Origin of the sequence: Brevundimonas sp. S1H14 (assembly GCF_047716865.1) — a bacterium.
GTDB classification, from domain to species: Bacteria; Pseudomonadota; Alphaproteobacteria; order Caulobacterales; family Caulobacteraceae; genus Brevundimonas; species Brevundimonas naejangsanensis.
This window is the reverse complement of the sequence record NZ_CP136679.1, coordinates 2,354,774-2,371,408: the sequence shown is the minus strand read 5'-3', so window position 1 is coordinate 2,371,408 and position 16,635 is coordinate 2,354,774. Positions and strand designations below refer to the sequence as shown.

Here is a 16,635-nt window from a genome sequence, read left to right as displayed (position 1 = left end):
AGCCGCCCCTTTCTCTATGCTTCAAGGGCTCCAGACATGAAAAAGGCGGGTCGATCGACCCGCCTTTGCTATTCATCGGCGCGCGAATTCCTCAGTCGAAGGCGCGCATCTGATAGGCCGGAGGCGGGGTCTCGTGCAGCAGTTCGCGCACGAAAAAGTCCCATCGACGGCGCTGGTAGTAGGGCACGGCGTCCAGAAAGTGGTCGGCGTTCGGCACCATCAGGAAATCGAAGTCCTTGTTGGCCTTGATCAGGGCGTCGACCAGGCGCAGCGAGGCGAGCGGCGGCACGTTCTCGTCCAGTTCGCCGTGGGCGATCAGCAGGCGGCCCTTCAGCTTGGGAGCCCAGGTGATGTTGGAGTTCTCGTCGTAGAGCGGGCCCAGTTCGCTGCCCATCCACTGTTCGTTCCAGGTCGCCTTGTCGAGCCGGTTGTCGTGGTTGCCTGAGGCGGTGACGCCGACCTTGTAGAACTCCGGGTGGCGGGTCATGGCCCGCACCACGTCATAGCCCCCGGCCGAGAAGCCGTAGATTCCGACCCGCTCCGGATCCATCCAGGGGTTGCGGGCCGCGACGGCGCGGATGCCGGCGATGTGGTCCTCGAGTCCCACGGCGTGCAGGTTCTTGTAGGCGACCTGCTGGAAGGCGCGCGAACGACCCCAGGTGCCGCGACCGTCGATGGTCACGGCAATGACCCCCAGTTGGGCGATGGAATTGGCGTTGCGCCCGGTCATCGCCGCCTCGAAGGACTTGGGCGTCATCACATAATGCGGTCCGGTGTAGATGTCCTCGATGATGGGATAGCGCTTGGCCGGGTCGAAGTCGGCGGGCTTGAACAGGGCGCCGTAGATAGGGGTCACGCCGTCGGCGGCGACGGTCTGGAACGGCTCGGGCAGACGATAGCCCGCCGCCAGATAGGCGCTGATGTCCGCGCGCCCCAACTCCATGACGATGCGGCCGTCGCTGGAGCGACGCAGGACAGAGCGGGTCGGCTGATCGATGGTCGACATGTTGTCGACGAAGAAGCGGCCGTCGGGAGAGACCGAGACGTCGTGATCCATGACCTCGGGCGTCAGCAGGCGCGGCGGCCCGCCGGTCGAGGGCACCGAATAAAGGTGACGCAGATAAGGATCCCGGCCCGCCTCGCGGCCCGAGCCGACCACCAGGATGCGCTTCGCCTTGTGGTCTTGTCCCGCCACGGTCCGGGCGCGCCAATCGCCCGAGGTCAGCTGACGCCGCGCGCCCGTCATGGCGTCGACGGCGTAGAGATGGGCGTAGCCGTCAGGGTCGGCGGTCCAGAAGTGGGTGTTCGTCTTCTCGTCGTAGGACCAGAAGTGGCCGTAGAAGTCGACATAGGTGTCGGACTTGTCCTCGGTCAGCAGCCGGGCCTCGCCGGTCGCCGCCTCGATGCGGTTCAACTGCAGGGCGCCGTAGCCGCGCGTCGGGACGCGTTCGAACACCGCGCGGCTGTCGGCGCTCCATTCGTACCAGGGGCCGCCGTAGTAGAGGACCGGCCTAGCCGGGGTCGCCATGGGGATGCGCCGCCCGCTCTCGACCTCGAAGAAGACGCCCTCGGCGGTCGGGACATCGGCGTCGCCGGTCAGGGGATAGAGATAGTCCAGCACCCGCGGAGGGCCGCCGTCCTTGGGCACGGACTGGACCAGCGACAACCGTCGGGCGCCGTCGCGATTGATGCGATAGGTGGCGATGTAGCGGGAATCCGGCGACCAGCGGATCGTCGGAGCCGTGGTCGGCTGCGACGTGCCTTGAGCGGCCATGTCCTTCAGGTTGATCAGCGGCGTGGCGTAGGGCGAAGCCGCGCCGTCCTGGGTCAGCCGCCGCTCGGCTCCGTCGGCCGTCGAGACGATGACCAGGTCTCCGTCCTTCACTTCGGCGCGCCAGCGACCGTCGGGCGAGACCACGCCCTTGGCCGCCTCGGCCGCCGCCTCGACCGCGCCGGTCGTGGGGTCGAAGCGCCAGCTGCGGCCGTCGTAGGCGAACGTCAGCTTTCGGGTCTTGTCGTCGAGCTTCAGCCCCCTGAGCCGCAGGTCCTTACGCGCCAGAGGCTTGCCCGAGGCGGCGGCCAGGGCCGCTGTCAGGGCATCGTGATCGAACAGGGGGCGGGTCCGGCCCGAGGTCGGGTCGACCAGCACATAGTCGCGGCCTTCCGGCGTCCGGCGCTCGAACCAGAATTCGGCGCCCTCGCCGATCCATTGCGGCCGCACGTTGAGGCCGTAGATCAGATCGTCGACGTGCTGAGGCAGCACCGCCTCGGCGCGGGCGTAGACGGCGGGCGACATGGCGGCGGGCGCGGCTGCTTCGACGCCGGCGAGAGCCGGGGTGGCGAAGACCGGGGCGACGGCCAGCGGCGCGGCGCTGCTCATCAGCAGCACGGCTAGGGCGGGTAGGCGCTTCATAAAGTTCCCCCAATATCGGATATAGTATTCGATTTTAGCATTTGTGAAGCTGATCTCCGTCGACGTCAAGCGCCGCGATCGGTCGGCGTCGGGCCTCCAGTGTGAGCGTTTTTCAAAGCCCGAAAACGGTCGCGCTGTTGATCACCGAGGAGGCAATGCCGTCATTTCTCCAGGCCGAGCTAGTGACGGCCTCGACATCGCGGGCTCAGACAGATGCCTTCGAGCGAGCTTCAAGGTCATCTGACGGACTTGCGCGTCGTAATTGCGTTCTGCGCGCAGTAGGCTGGGATGGGCGACCAGCCCGGCTTTTCGACTCGATCAACCGCATGGCCGTATCTCCGCTTGAAGTCCGCACCCTGTCCGACCGCCTGATGGAGGTGGTGCGGGACATGATACTGTCCGGCGCGATCGCGCCGGACGTGCCGATCCGGCAGGACGCGTTGGCGGCGCGCCTGAACGTTTCCAAGATTCCCCTGCGAGAAGCGCTGGTGCGGCTGGAGCAAGACGGGCTGGTAGTGTCGCAAGCCAACCGGGGCTACTTCGTGCGCGGCATGAGCGCGACCGAGGCCGAGGAGATCTTCAAACTGCGTCTCAAGCTCGAGCCGGAGGCGGCTGCTCAGGCCTGTCTCGCTGCCAACGACGAGCAGCGCGCCGCGGCCCGGTGCGTGCTGGCCGAATTGGACGCCGCAGCGGCCGCCCATCTGCCGAGCGTCGGCCAGTTGAATCGCGCCTTCCATATGGCGCTGACCCAGCCCGGCGGGCTGGTGCTGACCGTTGAAATCACCGCACGTCTGCACGTTATGGGCGACCGCTATGTGCGCAAGCATCTGGAACATGGCGATCGTCACGTGACGGCCGAGGCCGAGCACCATCACATCTTTCAGGCCTGGCTGGCCCGCGACGCGAAGACTGTCAGCCGACTGGTGGAAGCCCACTTGGAACACACGCTGCGCGACCTGCGCGACGAGTTCACGAGCGCCGCCGGAACGGTCGAACAACTGGAGCGTCAATCCGCAAACGCGCCTATCTGTTCAGCCTCGCTGTAAAATGGACTAAGTTCAACTGCGACCGCAGCAGGCGCGGGGCTCCCTGCGGTTGGGGCCCGCGGAGCCGCTGACTAATATAGGGGGCTGGCCCGGCGCGCCCAGCGCCTGACGGGCGCGCTGACGGCCCGCCTATGCCCTGGGCGGCGGTCAGCCTTTCCGAAGGCGGCGCGTCCGCCGATGTGGCTCTGATCGATACCGGGATCATTTTCGAGGACCGGGCTCCAGCCCGGCCGATCCGCGAAGGCGGGGCAACATAGATGCGCATCTGCGCGACCTAGGCGCGGTCTTCTGGGCGCGGTGGGACCCGGGGGGGCGGGCCCAGCCGACGGTGGCGCACTAACTTCAGCCATGGGCGGCTGCAGTTGCGCGTTCGGCCACCAGCGGCTGGGGCTGATGCTCGAAGCCGGACGGCGCGGAATGGCTAAGATGGCGCTGGGACGACCGGCGCAGACCTGGATGACGCTCATGGGAGCGTACGATTGCGCTGAAGTCCAGGCGCCCGACGCCGTTCCGAGAACATGAGCAGGAGCGTGGCGTCAGCCGACCAAAGGCTCCGTATTGGCGATCAGCCAGCCGAGATCGAATGGATGCGCGATCAGGTCGCGCAGTTCGTCTCGAACGCGAGCGTGATAGGCGTCGACCCAGGCGCGTTCTTGCTCGGACAACAGGTCCAGGTCGATCAGCCGGCGATCCAGCGGGACCAGCGTCATGTCACGCAGGCGAATGAAGCCGGGGCCGTCCTCGACGACCTCGCACAGGTTCTCGATGCGGATGCCGTAGCGTCCGGCTTCGTAATATCCCGGCTCATTTGTCATGGTCATGCCAGCTGTGATCGGGGCCATGACCGGGTCTTTACCGATCCGCTGCGGGTGTTCGTGCACCGACAGGAAGTGGCCGACGCCGTGGCCCGTGCCGTGGTCATAGTCGAGGCCGTAGGCCCACAAGGCTTCGCGGGCGAAAGCGTCGATCTGATATCCGCGCGTGCCGTCCGGGAACCTTAAGGTCGCCAGACGGATATGGCCCTTCAGGACCAGTGTGTAGTGTTTGCGCCAGACGGCGGGCGGTTCGCTGAAGCAGACGGTGCGGGTCGTGTCGGTGGTGCCGTCCAGATATTGTCCTCCTGAATCGATCAGGAAAAGACTGTCGCGCCCGATCAAAGCGCCCCCTTCAGGGGGCGCGTTATAGTGGCACATGGCCCCGTTGGCGTCGGCGCCGGCGATGGTGCGGAAGCTGGGGCTGAAGTAGTGCTCCTGTTCTTGGCGATAGGCGCTGATCTGTGCCTCGGTCTCCATTTCCGACACTTGCCGAACGGCCACCTCGGCTTCAAGCCAGGCGAGGAATCGGACCCAGGCCACGCTGTCGCGCCGTGACGCCGCGCGCAGCCCGGCCAGTTCGACCGGATTCTTGACCGCCTTCAGCGCCGTCAGGGGGTTGGCTTCGATCTGGACAGTCGCCCTTGCGTCGCGCGCCGCCATCGCCGCCCCGACCGGCGAAAACCTGGGGTCCATAGAGACCCTCTCGCCGCCTTGGAGACGTTGGCTCAGTCGCTCGAGGAAGGCCGAAGGCGGGTGCAGGGTCACGCCGTCCAACTCGAAGTCCGCAACGGCGTCGCCCAGTTTGCGCGGGTCGACAAACAGGTCGACGCCCCCTGTCGCGTCGACTAGCATGAAGGCCTGGACGACGGGGTTGTCGGGAACGTCGTCCCCGCGCCAGTTGAGCAGCCAGGCGATATTATCGGTCTGGGTCTCGACTAGCAGGTCAGCGCCCGCGCCGCGCAGCCGTTCGGCCAGTCGGCGCCGCTTCGACGCGGAGGTTTCTCCCGAGCACGCAACGGGGAAGGGGAAAGCCGGCTTGATCGGATTCACAGGGCGATCGCTCCAAGCCCGATCGATCGGGTTTGGCGAAACGGCGCGCAGCGACGCCCCCTGCTGGATGACCGTCGGCTCAATCTGGGCGTAAAGGGCCGGGTTGAGGATCAGTGGGTCGTAGCCGTACACCTCGCCTTTTTCAGCGTGTTCGGCGAGCCAGCGGTCCAACGGCTCTTCATAGAGGTGGCGCTGTTCGAAATGTGCGCCCGAGACCTCGGTTCGGGCCTGCACCGTGTAGCGGCCGTCGACGAGAATGGCGGCGCGATCCCGTGTGACGATCGCCAAGCCCCAAGTGCCGGAAAAACCTGTGGCCCAGGCCAGTCGTTCGTCGGCGACCAAGACGTATTCCGACTGATGGGCGTCCCAGCGCGGAATGATGAAGCCGTCCAGTCCGCTACGCGCCATTTCAGCGCGAAGGCTAGCAAGCCGTGCCGGCGTCCAGCGCGCGGCGATCTGCAGTCTGTCCATCAGGGCATTATCGGGATTGGAATGGGAGATCACGGCAGCAAGTCGCCGAATCGATTGGGCAGGGCAAAGCCGTGTGCGAAGGGGTCCTGATCCTCCAGAATCAGCTCTGAACGCGCCGTGTAATAGGCGCGGCCCGAGACGGCCGCGATGATACCGCGAGCGGTGGGTCGGGCGACGCCGCCGTCGAAGATCTGCCCTGACGGTCCGGCGAAGGGCAAGGCGCTCCCCGGGAAGACCTCGCCCCTAGCGTGGGCGATGGCCAGGCGCGCCGAGACGCCGCTTCCGGTGGGGCTGCGATCGATCTGCGCCTCGCCGAACCAGCAGAGATTGTGCGTGAGTTTGCCCGGAATTAGACGCTCGCCGCTGGTCAGGATGGCCCCGTAGAGGAAGGACAGATCCGGCTCCTCGGGGTGGCGGAAGCTGCGCGTGGCGCGCAATTGGGCGACCAACTCGCCGGCCGCTCCGATCAACTGGTCCAGCGGCGTCTGGTAGAAGTCGAGACCCAGGCGGCTGCTGGGCAGGATCGCGTAGAAGGCGCCGCCATAGCCGATGTCGAACGAGACCCGGCCGAAGCCGTTCAACTCGATGCTGTCGTCCAACTCGAGGGCGAAAGACTCAACATTCTCGAACTGTACTACGGGCGCTGCGTTGTGATCGCGGTCCGGCGATACCTCGATGACGACCGGGCCGCAGGGGCATTCCAGGCTGAAGCGGGTCTGCGTTCCGCCCTGCCGGCGCGCGCAGTCATAGAGGAAACGGCCTACGGCGACAGTGGCGTGGCCGCACATCGTCGAATAGCCGGAGTTGTGGGTGAACAGAACAGCCGCATCACAGCTCGGATCGCTGGGTGGTACCAGGATCGCCCCATACATGTCGGCGTGGCCACGCGGTTCCAGCATCATGGCGCGGCGCAGGTGATCAAACCGATCGCTCATCGCGCGGCGCTTCTGCAGGATGGTCTCGCCGGCGACGCCAAGTTCCGTCGCGTCGAAAATGCGCACCGGTTCGCCTGCTGTATGCATGTCGATGACGGCGAGGCGATCACCCTTCAGTCCCAAATCTCTCATCCTCACCAATGCAACTCCCTCACACACGGCGTTGTAGGTCGTAATATCGTATACTATATGCTCGCGCAAAGTGTTTTCACGGGGCTGTCGCGTCGACGGGAGGCGGCTTGGAGCCCGTCAGTCTGAGTTATTCTGGAGGGGATAATGAAGCATCAGAATGTCCACGCCGGAGTTGCGCCCGCGGTCGCATCATGACCGACGACGTCGACATGCGTCTTGCGGCCGAGTCGGCGGCGGCGCCGGTTTCATCGCCTGCGATCGTCGGAGGATCCGGGCGGCGCTTGTTCGGCCATCCGGCGGGACTTTGGTATTTGGCTTTCACTGAGGCGTGGGAGCGCTTTTCCTATTACGGCATGCAGACGCTGCTGGTTCTCTATATGGTCGACCAGCTGCTCCAGCCGGGCCATATCGAGCATGTCGCCGGTTTCGCCGGATTCCGTGCTGCGTTGGAGGCCGTGTACGGCCCCCTGTCTATCCAGGCTCTCGCTTCGGCGGTCTTCGGCATCTACACGGGGCTTGTCTATCTGACTCCGGTGTTGGGTGGACTGATCGCCGATCGCCGGCTGGGCCGAACCAAAACGATCCTATTGGGCGGGACGCTGATGACCGTCGGCCATTTCCTGATGGCTTTCGACGTGTCCTTCTTGGGGGCGTTGCTGTGCCTGGCGATCGGCACCGGCTGTTTCAAGGGCAACATCGCGGTTCAGGTCGGCGCCCTCTACGCGCCTGAAGATAACGCCCGCGCCGACGCCTTTCAGATCTTCTACCTCGGCATCAGCGCAGGCGTGATCGTCTCGCCTCTTATTTGCGGCACCTTAGGGGAGGTCTTCGGCTGGCATTACGGGTTCGCGGCGGCGGGGGTCGGCATGACTGTGGGTCTCGCCATTTACCTGGCGGGTGGGCGTCATCTTCCGGCCGAGCCGAAGATCGCCGTGCTCAAGAAGGAACAACGTAAGCGCTTGTCGGCGGCAGACCGGCGGGTAATGGCGCTATTGCTGGTGCTGCTGCCGGTGCTGGCCCTAGCCTTGCTGGGCAACCAGCAGATTTTCAATGCTTATATGGTCTGGGCTCAGGCTAGTTACGACTTCACCCTGTTCGGCCGGACCATGCCGACCAGCTGGCTGATCACCTTCGACGCCGCAGCCTCGGTGATCATGCTGGCCCTGTCGGTTTTGTTCTGGAGGCTATGGTCGCGCCGTTTCGCTGAGCCGGTGGAGATCACTAAGTTGGTCATCGGCGCCGTGGTGACCGGGTTCGCCTTCATGCTGCTGGCGGCGGCGGCGCAATCGGCCGGCGCAGGCAAGGTCAGCCTATGGTGGGCGGTTGCCTTCCACCTGATCAACAGCATCGGCTTCGCGCACCTCGTCCCGGTCGCGCTGGCCCTCTATGTCCGTATAGCGCCACAAGCCATCGGAGCGACCATCGTCGGCATCTTCTATCTCCACCTGTTTGTGGCGAACAATTTGGTGGGTTGGATCGGCACGCGACTGGAGACCATGAGCGCGGAGCGCTTCTGGCTGCTGCACGCTCTCGTCGTGGGCTTCAGCGCCCTGATTCTGCTCGCGCTACGGGGCCCAATCAAACGTGTATTGGAAGAATCTGCCAGGCAGCCTCCGCGCAAGTCCTCGTAGAACAGCAATTGAACAAGATGCCGGTTCGTTATCCGAGGGAGGCTGCCCCCTTGTCATGGCCTGCGCGTACCGGCCGTCTTGGGCGTACGTCAGTATGATGTAGAGCTGAACCGGCTAACGCACGCCCGACCAGAGGTGGGCGACGAAATCCCGCAGAAGCTGGAGGGTTTGTTGATCGCGATAGGATGCGCCAGCTCCGAGACCGAAGCGGGCCCCCGCCTTTCTGATCCAGAATTCGCAGGGGAACCGCACCTGCCGTGGAGTGGAAACTGAAGGCCTCACCGTCCTTCCCGAAGGAGCCGTGGGCGACGAAGTTGCGGACTTGCCGCCGTACCTCAAGCAGCTTGTCGAAATACGCTTTGTCCGCAGGAACATTGATGTCGAGCGCGGCCTTGAATTTCGTTTTCCAGTCTGCCCGCGCCAGATCCCGGACCGCCTCTCCCGTTGTGTAGGCACCCCGCAGGATCGCGATCAGGATGAAGACGTGTTCCGTCCAGCTGAAAAAGCTTTCGATCGCGGACAGGGCATAGTGCCCTGCCTCCTCTCGCAACTCGCGTGCCGGCCGATGGACGGTCCACGAATTCGGACCCGTGTCAGTACGGATGCTCTCCTTCTTGCGCGCCTCGGCCTCCGATGACCTGGCGTCGTACAGGTCCGCGAAGAACATGAACCCCCCGAACAGTGATGGCGCCCGATTGACGCATTCAGTGCTGAGGCCTTGCCGGCCTCTTCGGCCAACCAGGTGAAGTAGGCCTTTGAGGCCTTGACCCCTCGATGGAGCAGGCGCGCCACCGCCTTCGCCCCCTCAAGGTCTTCCGGCGTGCTGCCGCCGAAGACTCCGAGTCCGAACTTGCGGTGCTCGATTAGGAAGGCCCGGCCGTCGAGATCAATCGGCACCGACCAAGCGACCTTGTCGAACCGGCCACTGTCCCGAAAGCCCAGCAGGTCGATCAGCAAAAAAGCGCACGAGGTAGTACGGCGGCAGCGCGTCCGACGAAGCAAGGCGTTTGGCGCTGAAGAAGAAATTTCTCGGCGCCGTTGTCTGGGCGTTTGTCGGCTGCAGGGGAACGAGCGCGCGTCGCGCCGCAGCCCGCACTCGCTCCAGATCGAACCCTGCGGCGTTTGAGCGGGCTTCAATCATCGCGTCGAAAGTTCAAGGCAAGTGAGCTGCATATTTCGAATTAGTGGCGAGATCGCCGCTAGTAGCGGACGCTGCGGTTTGCTCCCGCCTCACGCGGTCGCCGGCGACGGAGGGCCGCGCGCTCCGTCGAGTCTGACGTTGAACGACGCTTGCGGGAGGCTTCGGACGCGTCGAAATCCCGGTAAAGAATGCTCTTTAGATAACTTGACTCGACGAGCGGCGTTTGTTTTTTGGGGCGCAGATTTAGCTGCAGGAAAATAGGAGGTTGTAATGCGTAAGGCCAGTGTCGGTGCTGCATTCTCTGTTTTAGTGTTAATTGGTTCTGGTGTTGCAGCGCAGCAGCAGGAGTAGGTTGAATGTAGTCCTGCAGAATGCTGGCTACCTTGTGCAGAAAAGCACCCCAGCGACTTTGGGAAACGTTTCCAGTGCGTGTCCGCCTGCTGCGGCTGCTAAAATAGGGAGGTTCCGATGGGTAATGTCTTCTTACGTCCGGCCGCTCTTGTGGTGACTTTATTTGTGGCCGGGTGTCACCAATCGGAGCCTGAAAAGGCCGATGCGGAGTTGGCTGCTATCACGAAGAGTGAGCAGCCCGCTTCCGCGTCGGCATTCTACCGCGCTGAGCCATGCGATGAAGTTGTCGCCAGCAGTCCTCCTATAATAGGGCGCGTTTTTAAGTATGCTATGGCCGATAAAGACAGCAACCAGCCTCTCATGACGCGGATCCAGACTGTCCGCAGCGTTTCTGGGGACCTAGTGAGTTATGACGAGGTGCTGGGTATGGGCGAGATGTCATCGCCGCCCGAAGCGCGCCAGGCGCGTTTCGGCCTGCTTCTGACAGCCTCTACGGGTCGGTCTGTCCATTATGAAGGCGCTGAGGCCGCCATCAAGGCGTTGCAACCAGGCCAGACGGCTAGAATTCCGATGACCGAGACGCTTTCACCATCTGATAAGATGCCCGCCAAAGGCGAGGCTGTTGTAGAGTTTGTGGGTTGCGGCGTAACGCAGCCGACTGTCACCGGCGCACCCGACGAGGCTGTGCGAGTGTATCGCCTGACGATGCCGCATTCCACGGCCCAGACTCCTGGGCAAATGACCGAGGTCACTCGCCTAGAGATCTTACTGTCTCAACGCTACGGCTGGCCGGCCGTGGAAAGCTTACCGAGCGGCACGATGGTGCTGACATCCGTAACGAGCTAACGCCATGCTTTCGGAAGGCTTGCGCTTTCTAATAGGGTTAGGGGCATTGCTGGCGGCTTCCTGTTCAGGGCCGGCCAAGGAAAGCGCTTATCAGACAGCGACTGCCGAAATAGGCGATGTTCGCGACATCGTGCCGGCGACCGGAACGCTTCTCGCCGCAGGCATGGCTGAGATCAGGGCGCCGCGAGCGGGCGTGGTGAGTGCAGTGAATGTCAAGGAAGGCGACAGGGTGCGCGCGGGTCAGGTTCTGGCTACGCTGGCGGCGCCCATGCGTGCGCCGTCTAGAGACGTGGCTGGTGCGGGGGCCGCGGCATCAGACGCGGCTATTCGCGAAGCCCAAATCGCCGTTCGACAGGCGCAGGAGCAATTGTCGCGCAGCCGTACCTTGCAGGAGCGGGGATTTGTAAGTGCGGCGGCTACGGCTCAGGCTCAAGCCCAGGTGGATCGCGCAAGCGCTACAGTGGACCGCCTGACTGCTGAACGGACGGCGGCGCTTGCGCGGGTCAGGCTGGTGCAGGCTGAGGGCTCGGATTCAGATATCCTAGCGCCTCTGGACGGAATTGTGACCTTGGTCGATGTCCGTGTCGGGCAGCGGGTCACGCCGGAAGATGCACGCCCTCTGTTTCAATCTGTGCGTGATGAAGGGGCCATGATGCTGGAAATCATGGTATCAGAAGCAGATTTGAACCGAGTTAGTCTAGAAAGTCAGGTTCTTTTTACCGTTGATTCTTCGCCGAGTGTATTGGAGCAGGCGCGCCTTGTTAATATTGGTCGCTCTCCGATTCGTGAGGGGCGTTTCGTGTCCTATCGGGCGCTTGCAGAATATGACAATTCGTTCGGTGTTCTGCGCCCCGGTCTTTCCGCATCAGTACAGCTTATTCGCGCTAACGCTAGAAACGTCTTGCGGATACCGGCGCGGGCAACCTTTTATACGCCAGACGGTTACGTTCCCCCTCTCCCCCCAGGCAAGTTTGAGGAATTGCTGGCCCAGCACAGAGGTGACATGGGTATGGCTCGAGCGGCCGCCGATGGACTGGAAATCGGTCGACTGCTGCGCACCGGCAAGCGCGTGGTTTTCGTACTGGCCAATGGGACGCCCGAACGTCGCGAGGTGCTTATCGGCGGCGAGACGGATGATTTTATAGAGATCATCGAAGGCCTGAAGGAAGGCGAACAGGTCATTCTCAAGAACCGTGCAGACGCACGGGGCGCCGTATGAAGGACGGCGTCCAGGCCTGGGGGGTGGGCCGAAATTTTTCTTCTCGCGAAGAAGATGTAGTGGCCTTGGTCGATGTAAGCCTGAGCCTGACATGGGGGCAGTTCGTGGTGGTTCAGGGGCCGTCGGGGTGCGGCAAGTCTACCTTGCTCAACCTGTTGGGGCTGCTGGATAGACCATCGGTCGGCCGGCTGAATATCGCCGGCGTGCCTGTTCAAGAACTGAGCGAAGGCGGGCGCGCCAGATTGCGTCGCGCCGAAATTGGTTATCTGTTTCAGGATGCGGGCCTGATCGAAAGGATGCGGGCCATTGATAATGTGGAGGCGCCGCTGGCTTATCGCGGCGTACCACGCGGCCAGAGGCGCGCCACGGCGGAGGCCGCTCTTCGTGAGCTTGGTTTGTCTCATCGGTTGAGGGCGTTGACGGACACCTTGTCCGGGGGGGAACGCCAGAGAGTCGGGTTGGCGCGGATCCTGGCGCAACGCCCGCGCCTGATCATCTGTGATGAGCCGACTGCTTCCCTTGACGAAGCCAATAGCCGTCTTGTCGCCGCCAGGTTGATGCAACTCGCTGAGGAAGGCGCGCTGGTGGTCTGCGCCAGCCATGATCCGATTGTCATTGAGCTGGCGCAAAGGCGAATAGAGCTGTCTCACGGACGACTAAAGACCATCGCGGATGGGCCGCCATGAGCATGCTGCGCTTCGCCTTGTGGGGCGCGACCGCTTACCCGTTGCGTACTCTCGCGCTGATCCTGTCCCTGGCTTCAGCTGTGGCTTGTGTTGTGTTTTCGGCTTCGGTATTGGGCGGTTTTTCTGAACGATTGGAGCGTTTGGCCTTTGGAGGCTACGCCACGACCCTGGTGATCCGCGCCAACGGTCTGGTCCCTTCGCGTCGTGGTCCACCGTCACTCGACGATCAGGCGCGCCTTTTACAGGAACTGGAGAATGTCGAGAACTCGGCCGCCTGGGTCGAAACATCAGCGCCGTTGCAGGGACGAAGCGAAACCCGCGCTGTTCGTATCTTCGGCGCCTATGGCGACTACAGACGGGAGTTGGACGCTGATCTGGCCGCTGGTCGCTGGCTGACGCAGGAAGAACTGGGAGGGTTGACGCGGGTGTGTCTGGTCGGCGCGACTTTGGCCGACTTTCTCGATGAGGAGGAGGGACGAGGCGCAGGCCTTATAGGCAAGGAACTCTCGCTAGGGGGGCCTCGGTGTGAAGTGGTCGGTGTTCTGAATTATGCCAACACGCGACCTGCAGGACGTTTCAACGACGCCATCGTCGCCCCGTTTCTCTCAGCCCGCCGCTTCTTCGATGCGCGTCCTGAGTCTGAAACCCAAACGGCCGGTCCGCGAGAGGCGAGTTGGCTCAGTTTCTTCATGGCGCCGGAGGTGGATATGCAGGATGTCCGGTTCCAGGCGGATCGGCTGATGCGACGCATGGCCGGCGTGCCGATGTCGCGGGCGAGCCCCTACAGCTATGACGACCCGGACGCTGATATTCTGGAACAGGTCAGGCAGCGGCGCGCCCTTTCTCGTCTGCTGTGGACGATCACCGGTGCGGCGTTGGTGGCCAGCCTGATCGGATATGGCGGGATCGCCCTGGCGGCGACGGTTCAGCGGCGTCGGGAGATTGCGCTGCGGCTTGCGATGGGGGCGGATATGCGCGGTATCCTGGCCCAGATCACCGTCGAGCATGTCTTGGTTGGGGCCGTCGCCTCGGCCGTCGGATTCTCCGTCGGCCTCGGCGCTGCGTCGCTTGCGTCCCGGCTCTGGGACTGGCCGGTCAGGCTTGACCTGTCGGTAGGCTTGTTGGCTGTGAGTACGGGGTGGGGCCTTGGGATCGCGATTGGGGTGCTCGCAGCATGGCGCGCAGCCAACACGCCGCCCTCTATCGCGGCCAAAGGCTAGGCGCCAATGCGACGCCGCCCCGCAAGCCCTTTCAACCGACCTGCGGCATGCCCTGAGGGACGACGGTCTTGATGATGCTGGCGTCTAGTTCCTCGAAGTCGTGCAGGCCGATGACGTCGTAGAGTTCCTGACGGGTCTGCATCCGGTCGACGTATTTGTGCGTGCCGCCGTTGTCGGCGATCGAGGCGTAGAGTTCGGCCTGCGCCTTGTTGGCGGCGCGCAGCGAAGACACCGGCCAGATCACCATCTTGTAGCCCATCTCCTCGAATTCCTTCGCGGTGTAGAAGGGCGTCTTGCCGAACTCGGTCATGTTGGCCAGCAGCGGCACATTCGGCAGGACCCTGGCGAACTTCTCGAACATCTCGCGGGTGTTCAGGGCTTCGGGGAAGATGGCGTCGGCCCCGGCGTCTACATACATCTTGGCCCGGTCGACGGCGGCGTCGAAGCCCTCGACCCCGGCGGCGTCGGTGCGCGCCATGATGACGATGTCGCGGCTGGCCTTTTTCGCGGCGGCGACCTTGGCGGCCATGTCCAGCGCCGGGACCAGGTTCTTGCCGTTTAGATGCCCGCACTTCTTGGGCAGGATCTGGTCTTCCAGATGGACCGCGCCCGCACCCGCGTCCTCGAAGGTGCGGACCATGTGCATGACGTTCAGCACCTCGCCATAGCCCGTGTCGCCGTCCACCAGCAGGGGCAGGCCGCTGGAGCGCGCGATCTGGCGGATGAAGAAGGCGACCTCGTCCACAGTGATGATACCGAGATCGGGCAGGCCCATGGAGGCGGTCATCGCCGCGCCCGACAGATACAGGCCGTCAAAGCCCGCCAGCTTGGCCTGCTTCGCCGCCTGACCGTTGTGGGCGCCCGGCAGTTGCCAGATGCCGGGGCGAGCCAGCGCCGCGCGGAAGCGCTTCCCGGCGGATTCGGTCGGCAGGTCGTCGGCGACGAGATAGGGCATGGGGACTCTCTTCAGAATTCGGGATTCAGGCGCGTTCGGCCAGGGGCGCGAACTTCAGGTTCTCGGGGCCGTCATAGTTGGCCGAAGGGCGGATGATTTTGTTGTCGATGCGCTGTTCGATCACGTGGGCGGACCAGCCGGTGGTGCGCGAGATCACGAACAGGGGGGTGAACATGGCCGTGGGCACGCCCATCATGTGATAGGAGACGGCCGAGAACCAATCGAGGTTCGGGAACATCTTCTTGGCGTCCATCATGACGGTCTCGATGCGTTCGGCGATGTCGTACATCTTCATCGAACCGGCTTCTTCCGACAGCTGTTTCGCCACGCGCTTGATGACCACGTTGCGCGGGTCCGAGATCGTATAGACCGGGTGGCCGAAGCCGATGATGACCTCCTTGGCCTCCATGCGGCGACGGATGTCGGCCTCGGCCGCGTCGGCGTCGGCGTAGCGCTTCTGGATCTCGAAGGCGACCTCATTGGCGCCGCCGTGCTTGGGTCCGCGCAGGGCGCCGATGGCCCCGGCGATGCAGGAGAACATGTCCGACCCGGTCCCGGCGATGACGCGCGCGGTGAAGGTCGAGGCGTTGAACTCATGCTCGGCATAGAGGATTAGCGAAGTGTGCATGGCCTGCACCCAGCCGTCGGATGGCGGCGTTCCGTGCAGCAGGTGCAGGAAGTGGCCGCCGATGGAATCGTCGTCCGTCTCGACCTCGATGCGGCGGCCGTTCTGGCTGAAGTGGTGCCAGTACAGCAGCATGGAGCCCAGCGAGGCCAGCAGGCGATCGGCGATGTCGCGCGCGGCCGGGTGGTTGTGGTCGTGGGCCTCGGGCAGGGCGCAGCCCAGCGCCGAGACGCCGGTGCGCATGACGTCCATCGGGTGGGCGGCGGCGGGCACCGTCTCCAGCGCCGACTTCACCGCCGCAGGCAGGCCGCGCAGGGCCTTCAGCTTGGCCTTGTAGGCCTTCAACTGGGCCGCGTTCGGCAGAGATCCGTGGATCAGCAGGTGGGCGATTTCCTCGAACTCGCTGGTCTCGGCGAAGTCCATGATGTCATAGCCGCGATAGTGCAGGTCGTTGCCCGAGCGACCGACGGTGCACAGGCTGGTGTTGCCCGCCAGCACGCCGGACAGGGCGACGGACTTCTTCGGCTTCACGCCTTGTGCGAGAACGGGTTCGGTCATGGGATGCCTCTTCAGCAGTGAAGATCGGAACGGGATGCGATGGGGACAGGACGGCCGTCGGCGTCGACGGCGACCATTTCAAAGCGGCCGCTGAGGGCCGGGCGCCGGACGCCGGTGGACAGCGTCTCGGCGACCCCCTCGACCAGCACGGTTAGGGACGAGCGGCCGACCCGGACGACGCGCGCCGACAGGTCCAGCAGTTCGCCGACGCGGACCGGGGTGTGGAAGTCGGTCGCCTCGGAGCGGGCCATGACGACGTCGCCGCGCGCCCTGCGGCTGGCGGCGACGAAGGCGGCCTTGGACAGCAGGGCCAGCCCTGCGCCTGCGAACAGGGCGCCGTAGTGGTTGGCCTGGTCCGGGAAGACCATCTCCGCAAAGCGGGTCTCTTCATTGGGCAGCAGAGTCGGCGGCGACATGGGGCCTCAGGGCGGCGGTGGATCCGCGTCGCCCTGAAATATTCACGCTTTCGCTCGATGCTTAAGGACTGAAAAAGCGGAAAACAGCCAAGCGGAAGATGCAAACCTGTAAAAGCTGCAAAACG

The 16,635-nt window shown here is 64.0% G+C and carries 13 protein-coding genes; 6 read left to right on the top strand and 7 right to left on the bottom strand.

The window, feature by feature from the left end:
• Positions 1 to 91: 91 nt before the first annotated feature.
• On the bottom strand, positions 92 to 2,413 hold the full coding sequence (locus tag RSD66_RS11595; RefSeq protein ID WP_415287892.1) for a prolyl oligopeptidase family serine peptidase: 2,322 nt from the start codon (positions 2,411 to 2,413) through the stop codon (positions 92 to 94).
• A gap of 101 nt (positions 2,414 to 2,514) precedes the next feature.
• Between RSD66_RS11595 and RSD66_RS11590 the strand changes: the two genes are divergently transcribed.
• Positions 2,515 to 3,459 (top strand): GntR family transcriptional regulator, encoded by a 945-nt coding sequence (locus RSD66_RS11590; protein WP_415287891.1) that lies wholly within the window; start codon positions 2,515 to 2,517, stop codon positions 3,457 to 3,459.
• A gap of 536 nt (positions 3,460 to 3,995) precedes the next feature.
• Here the strand turns inward: RSD66_RS11590 and RSD66_RS11585 are convergent.
• Together RSD66_RS11585 and RSD66_RS11580 are read right to left on the bottom strand one after the other, a co-directional pair.
• Complete coding sequence (locus RSD66_RS11585; RefSeq protein WP_415287890.1) at positions 3,996 to 5,795, bottom strand: aminopeptidase P family protein; 1,800 nt, start codon at positions 5,793 to 5,795, stop codon at positions 3,996 to 3,998.
• 29 nt (positions 5,796 to 5,824) lie between these two features.
• Positions 5,825 to 6,862, bottom strand: a complete 1,038-nt coding sequence (locus RSD66_RS11580; protein WP_415287889.1) for a proline racemase family protein — start codon at positions 6,860 to 6,862, stop codon at positions 5,825 to 5,827.
• Positions 6,863 to 7,053: 191 nt separating this feature from the next.
• Here RSD66_RS11580 and RSD66_RS11575 point away from each other — a divergent pair, with 191 nt between their 5' ends.
• Positions 7,054 to 8,493, top strand: a complete 1,440-nt coding sequence (locus RSD66_RS11575) for a peptide MFS transporter (RefSeq protein ID WP_415287887.1) — start codon at positions 7,054 to 7,056, stop codon at positions 8,491 to 8,493.
• A 28-nt stretch (positions 8,494 to 8,521) separates the two neighbouring features.
• Here the strand turns inward: RSD66_RS11575 and RSD66_RS11570 are convergent, their stop codons facing one another.
• A complete protein-coding gene (locus RSD66_RS11570) occupies positions 8,522 to 9,160 on the bottom strand; it encodes a hypothetical protein (RefSeq protein WP_415287885.1) in 639 nt (212 codons plus the stop codon).
• Between the two features lie 942 nt (positions 9,161 to 10,102).
• On the opposite strand from RSD66_RS11570, the gene RSD66_RS11565 reads away from it, so the two are divergent.
• From RSD66_RS11565 to RSD66_RS11550, 4 genes are read left to right on the top strand one after another with little or no spacing between them, the layout of a single operon-like run.
• The gene (locus tag RSD66_RS11565) at positions 10,103 to 10,831 is read left to right on the top strand and encodes a hypothetical protein (protein WP_415287883.1); all 729 of its coding nucleotides are present in this window, start codon (positions 10,103 to 10,105) and stop codon (positions 10,829 to 10,831) included.
• 4 nt (positions 10,832 to 10,835) lie between these two features.
• Positions 10,836 to 12,050 (top strand): efflux RND transporter periplasmic adaptor subunit, encoded by a 1,215-nt coding sequence (locus RSD66_RS11560; RefSeq protein WP_415287881.1) that lies wholly within the window; start codon positions 10,836 to 10,838, stop codon positions 12,048 to 12,050.
• The gene (locus RSD66_RS11555) at positions 12,047 to 12,736 is read left to right on the top strand and encodes an ABC transporter ATP-binding protein (protein ID WP_119412459.1); all 690 of its coding nucleotides are present in this window, start codon (positions 12,047 to 12,049) and stop codon (positions 12,734 to 12,736) included. The genes RSD66_RS11560 and RSD66_RS11555 overlap by 4 nt, the downstream gene beginning before the upstream one ends.
• Positions 12,733 to 13,956: an ABC transporter permease gene (locus RSD66_RS11550; RefSeq protein ID WP_415287880.1), complete on the top strand. Its 1,224-nt coding sequence runs from the start codon at positions 12,733 to 12,735 to the stop codon at positions 13,954 to 13,956. The genes RSD66_RS11555 and RSD66_RS11550 overlap by 4 nt, the downstream gene beginning before the upstream one ends.
• Positions 13,957 to 13,987: 31 nt before the next feature.
• Here the strand turns inward: RSD66_RS11550 and prpB are convergent, their stop codons facing one another.
• The 3 genes from prpB to RSD66_RS11535 are packed head-to-tail and all read right to left on the bottom strand — an operon-like array spanning position 13,988 to position 16,510.
• Positions 13,988 to 14,911: a methylisocitrate lyase gene (prpB, locus tag RSD66_RS11545; protein WP_415287879.1), complete on the bottom strand. Its 924-nt coding sequence runs from the start codon at positions 14,909 to 14,911 to the stop codon at positions 13,988 to 13,990.
• Positions 14,912 to 14,936: 25 nt separating this feature from the next.
• Positions 14,937 to 16,094: a 2-methylcitrate synthase gene (gene prpC / locus RSD66_RS11540; protein WP_415287878.1), complete on the bottom strand. Its 1,158-nt coding sequence runs from the start codon at positions 16,092 to 16,094 to the stop codon at positions 14,937 to 14,939.
• 11 nt (positions 16,095 to 16,105) lie between these two features.
• Positions 16,106 to 16,510: an acyl-CoA thioesterase gene (locus RSD66_RS11535; RefSeq protein ID WP_024353868.1), complete on the bottom strand. Its 405-nt coding sequence runs from the start codon at positions 16,508 to 16,510 to the stop codon at positions 16,106 to 16,108.
• Positions 16,511 to 16,635: the final 125 nt, after the last annotated feature.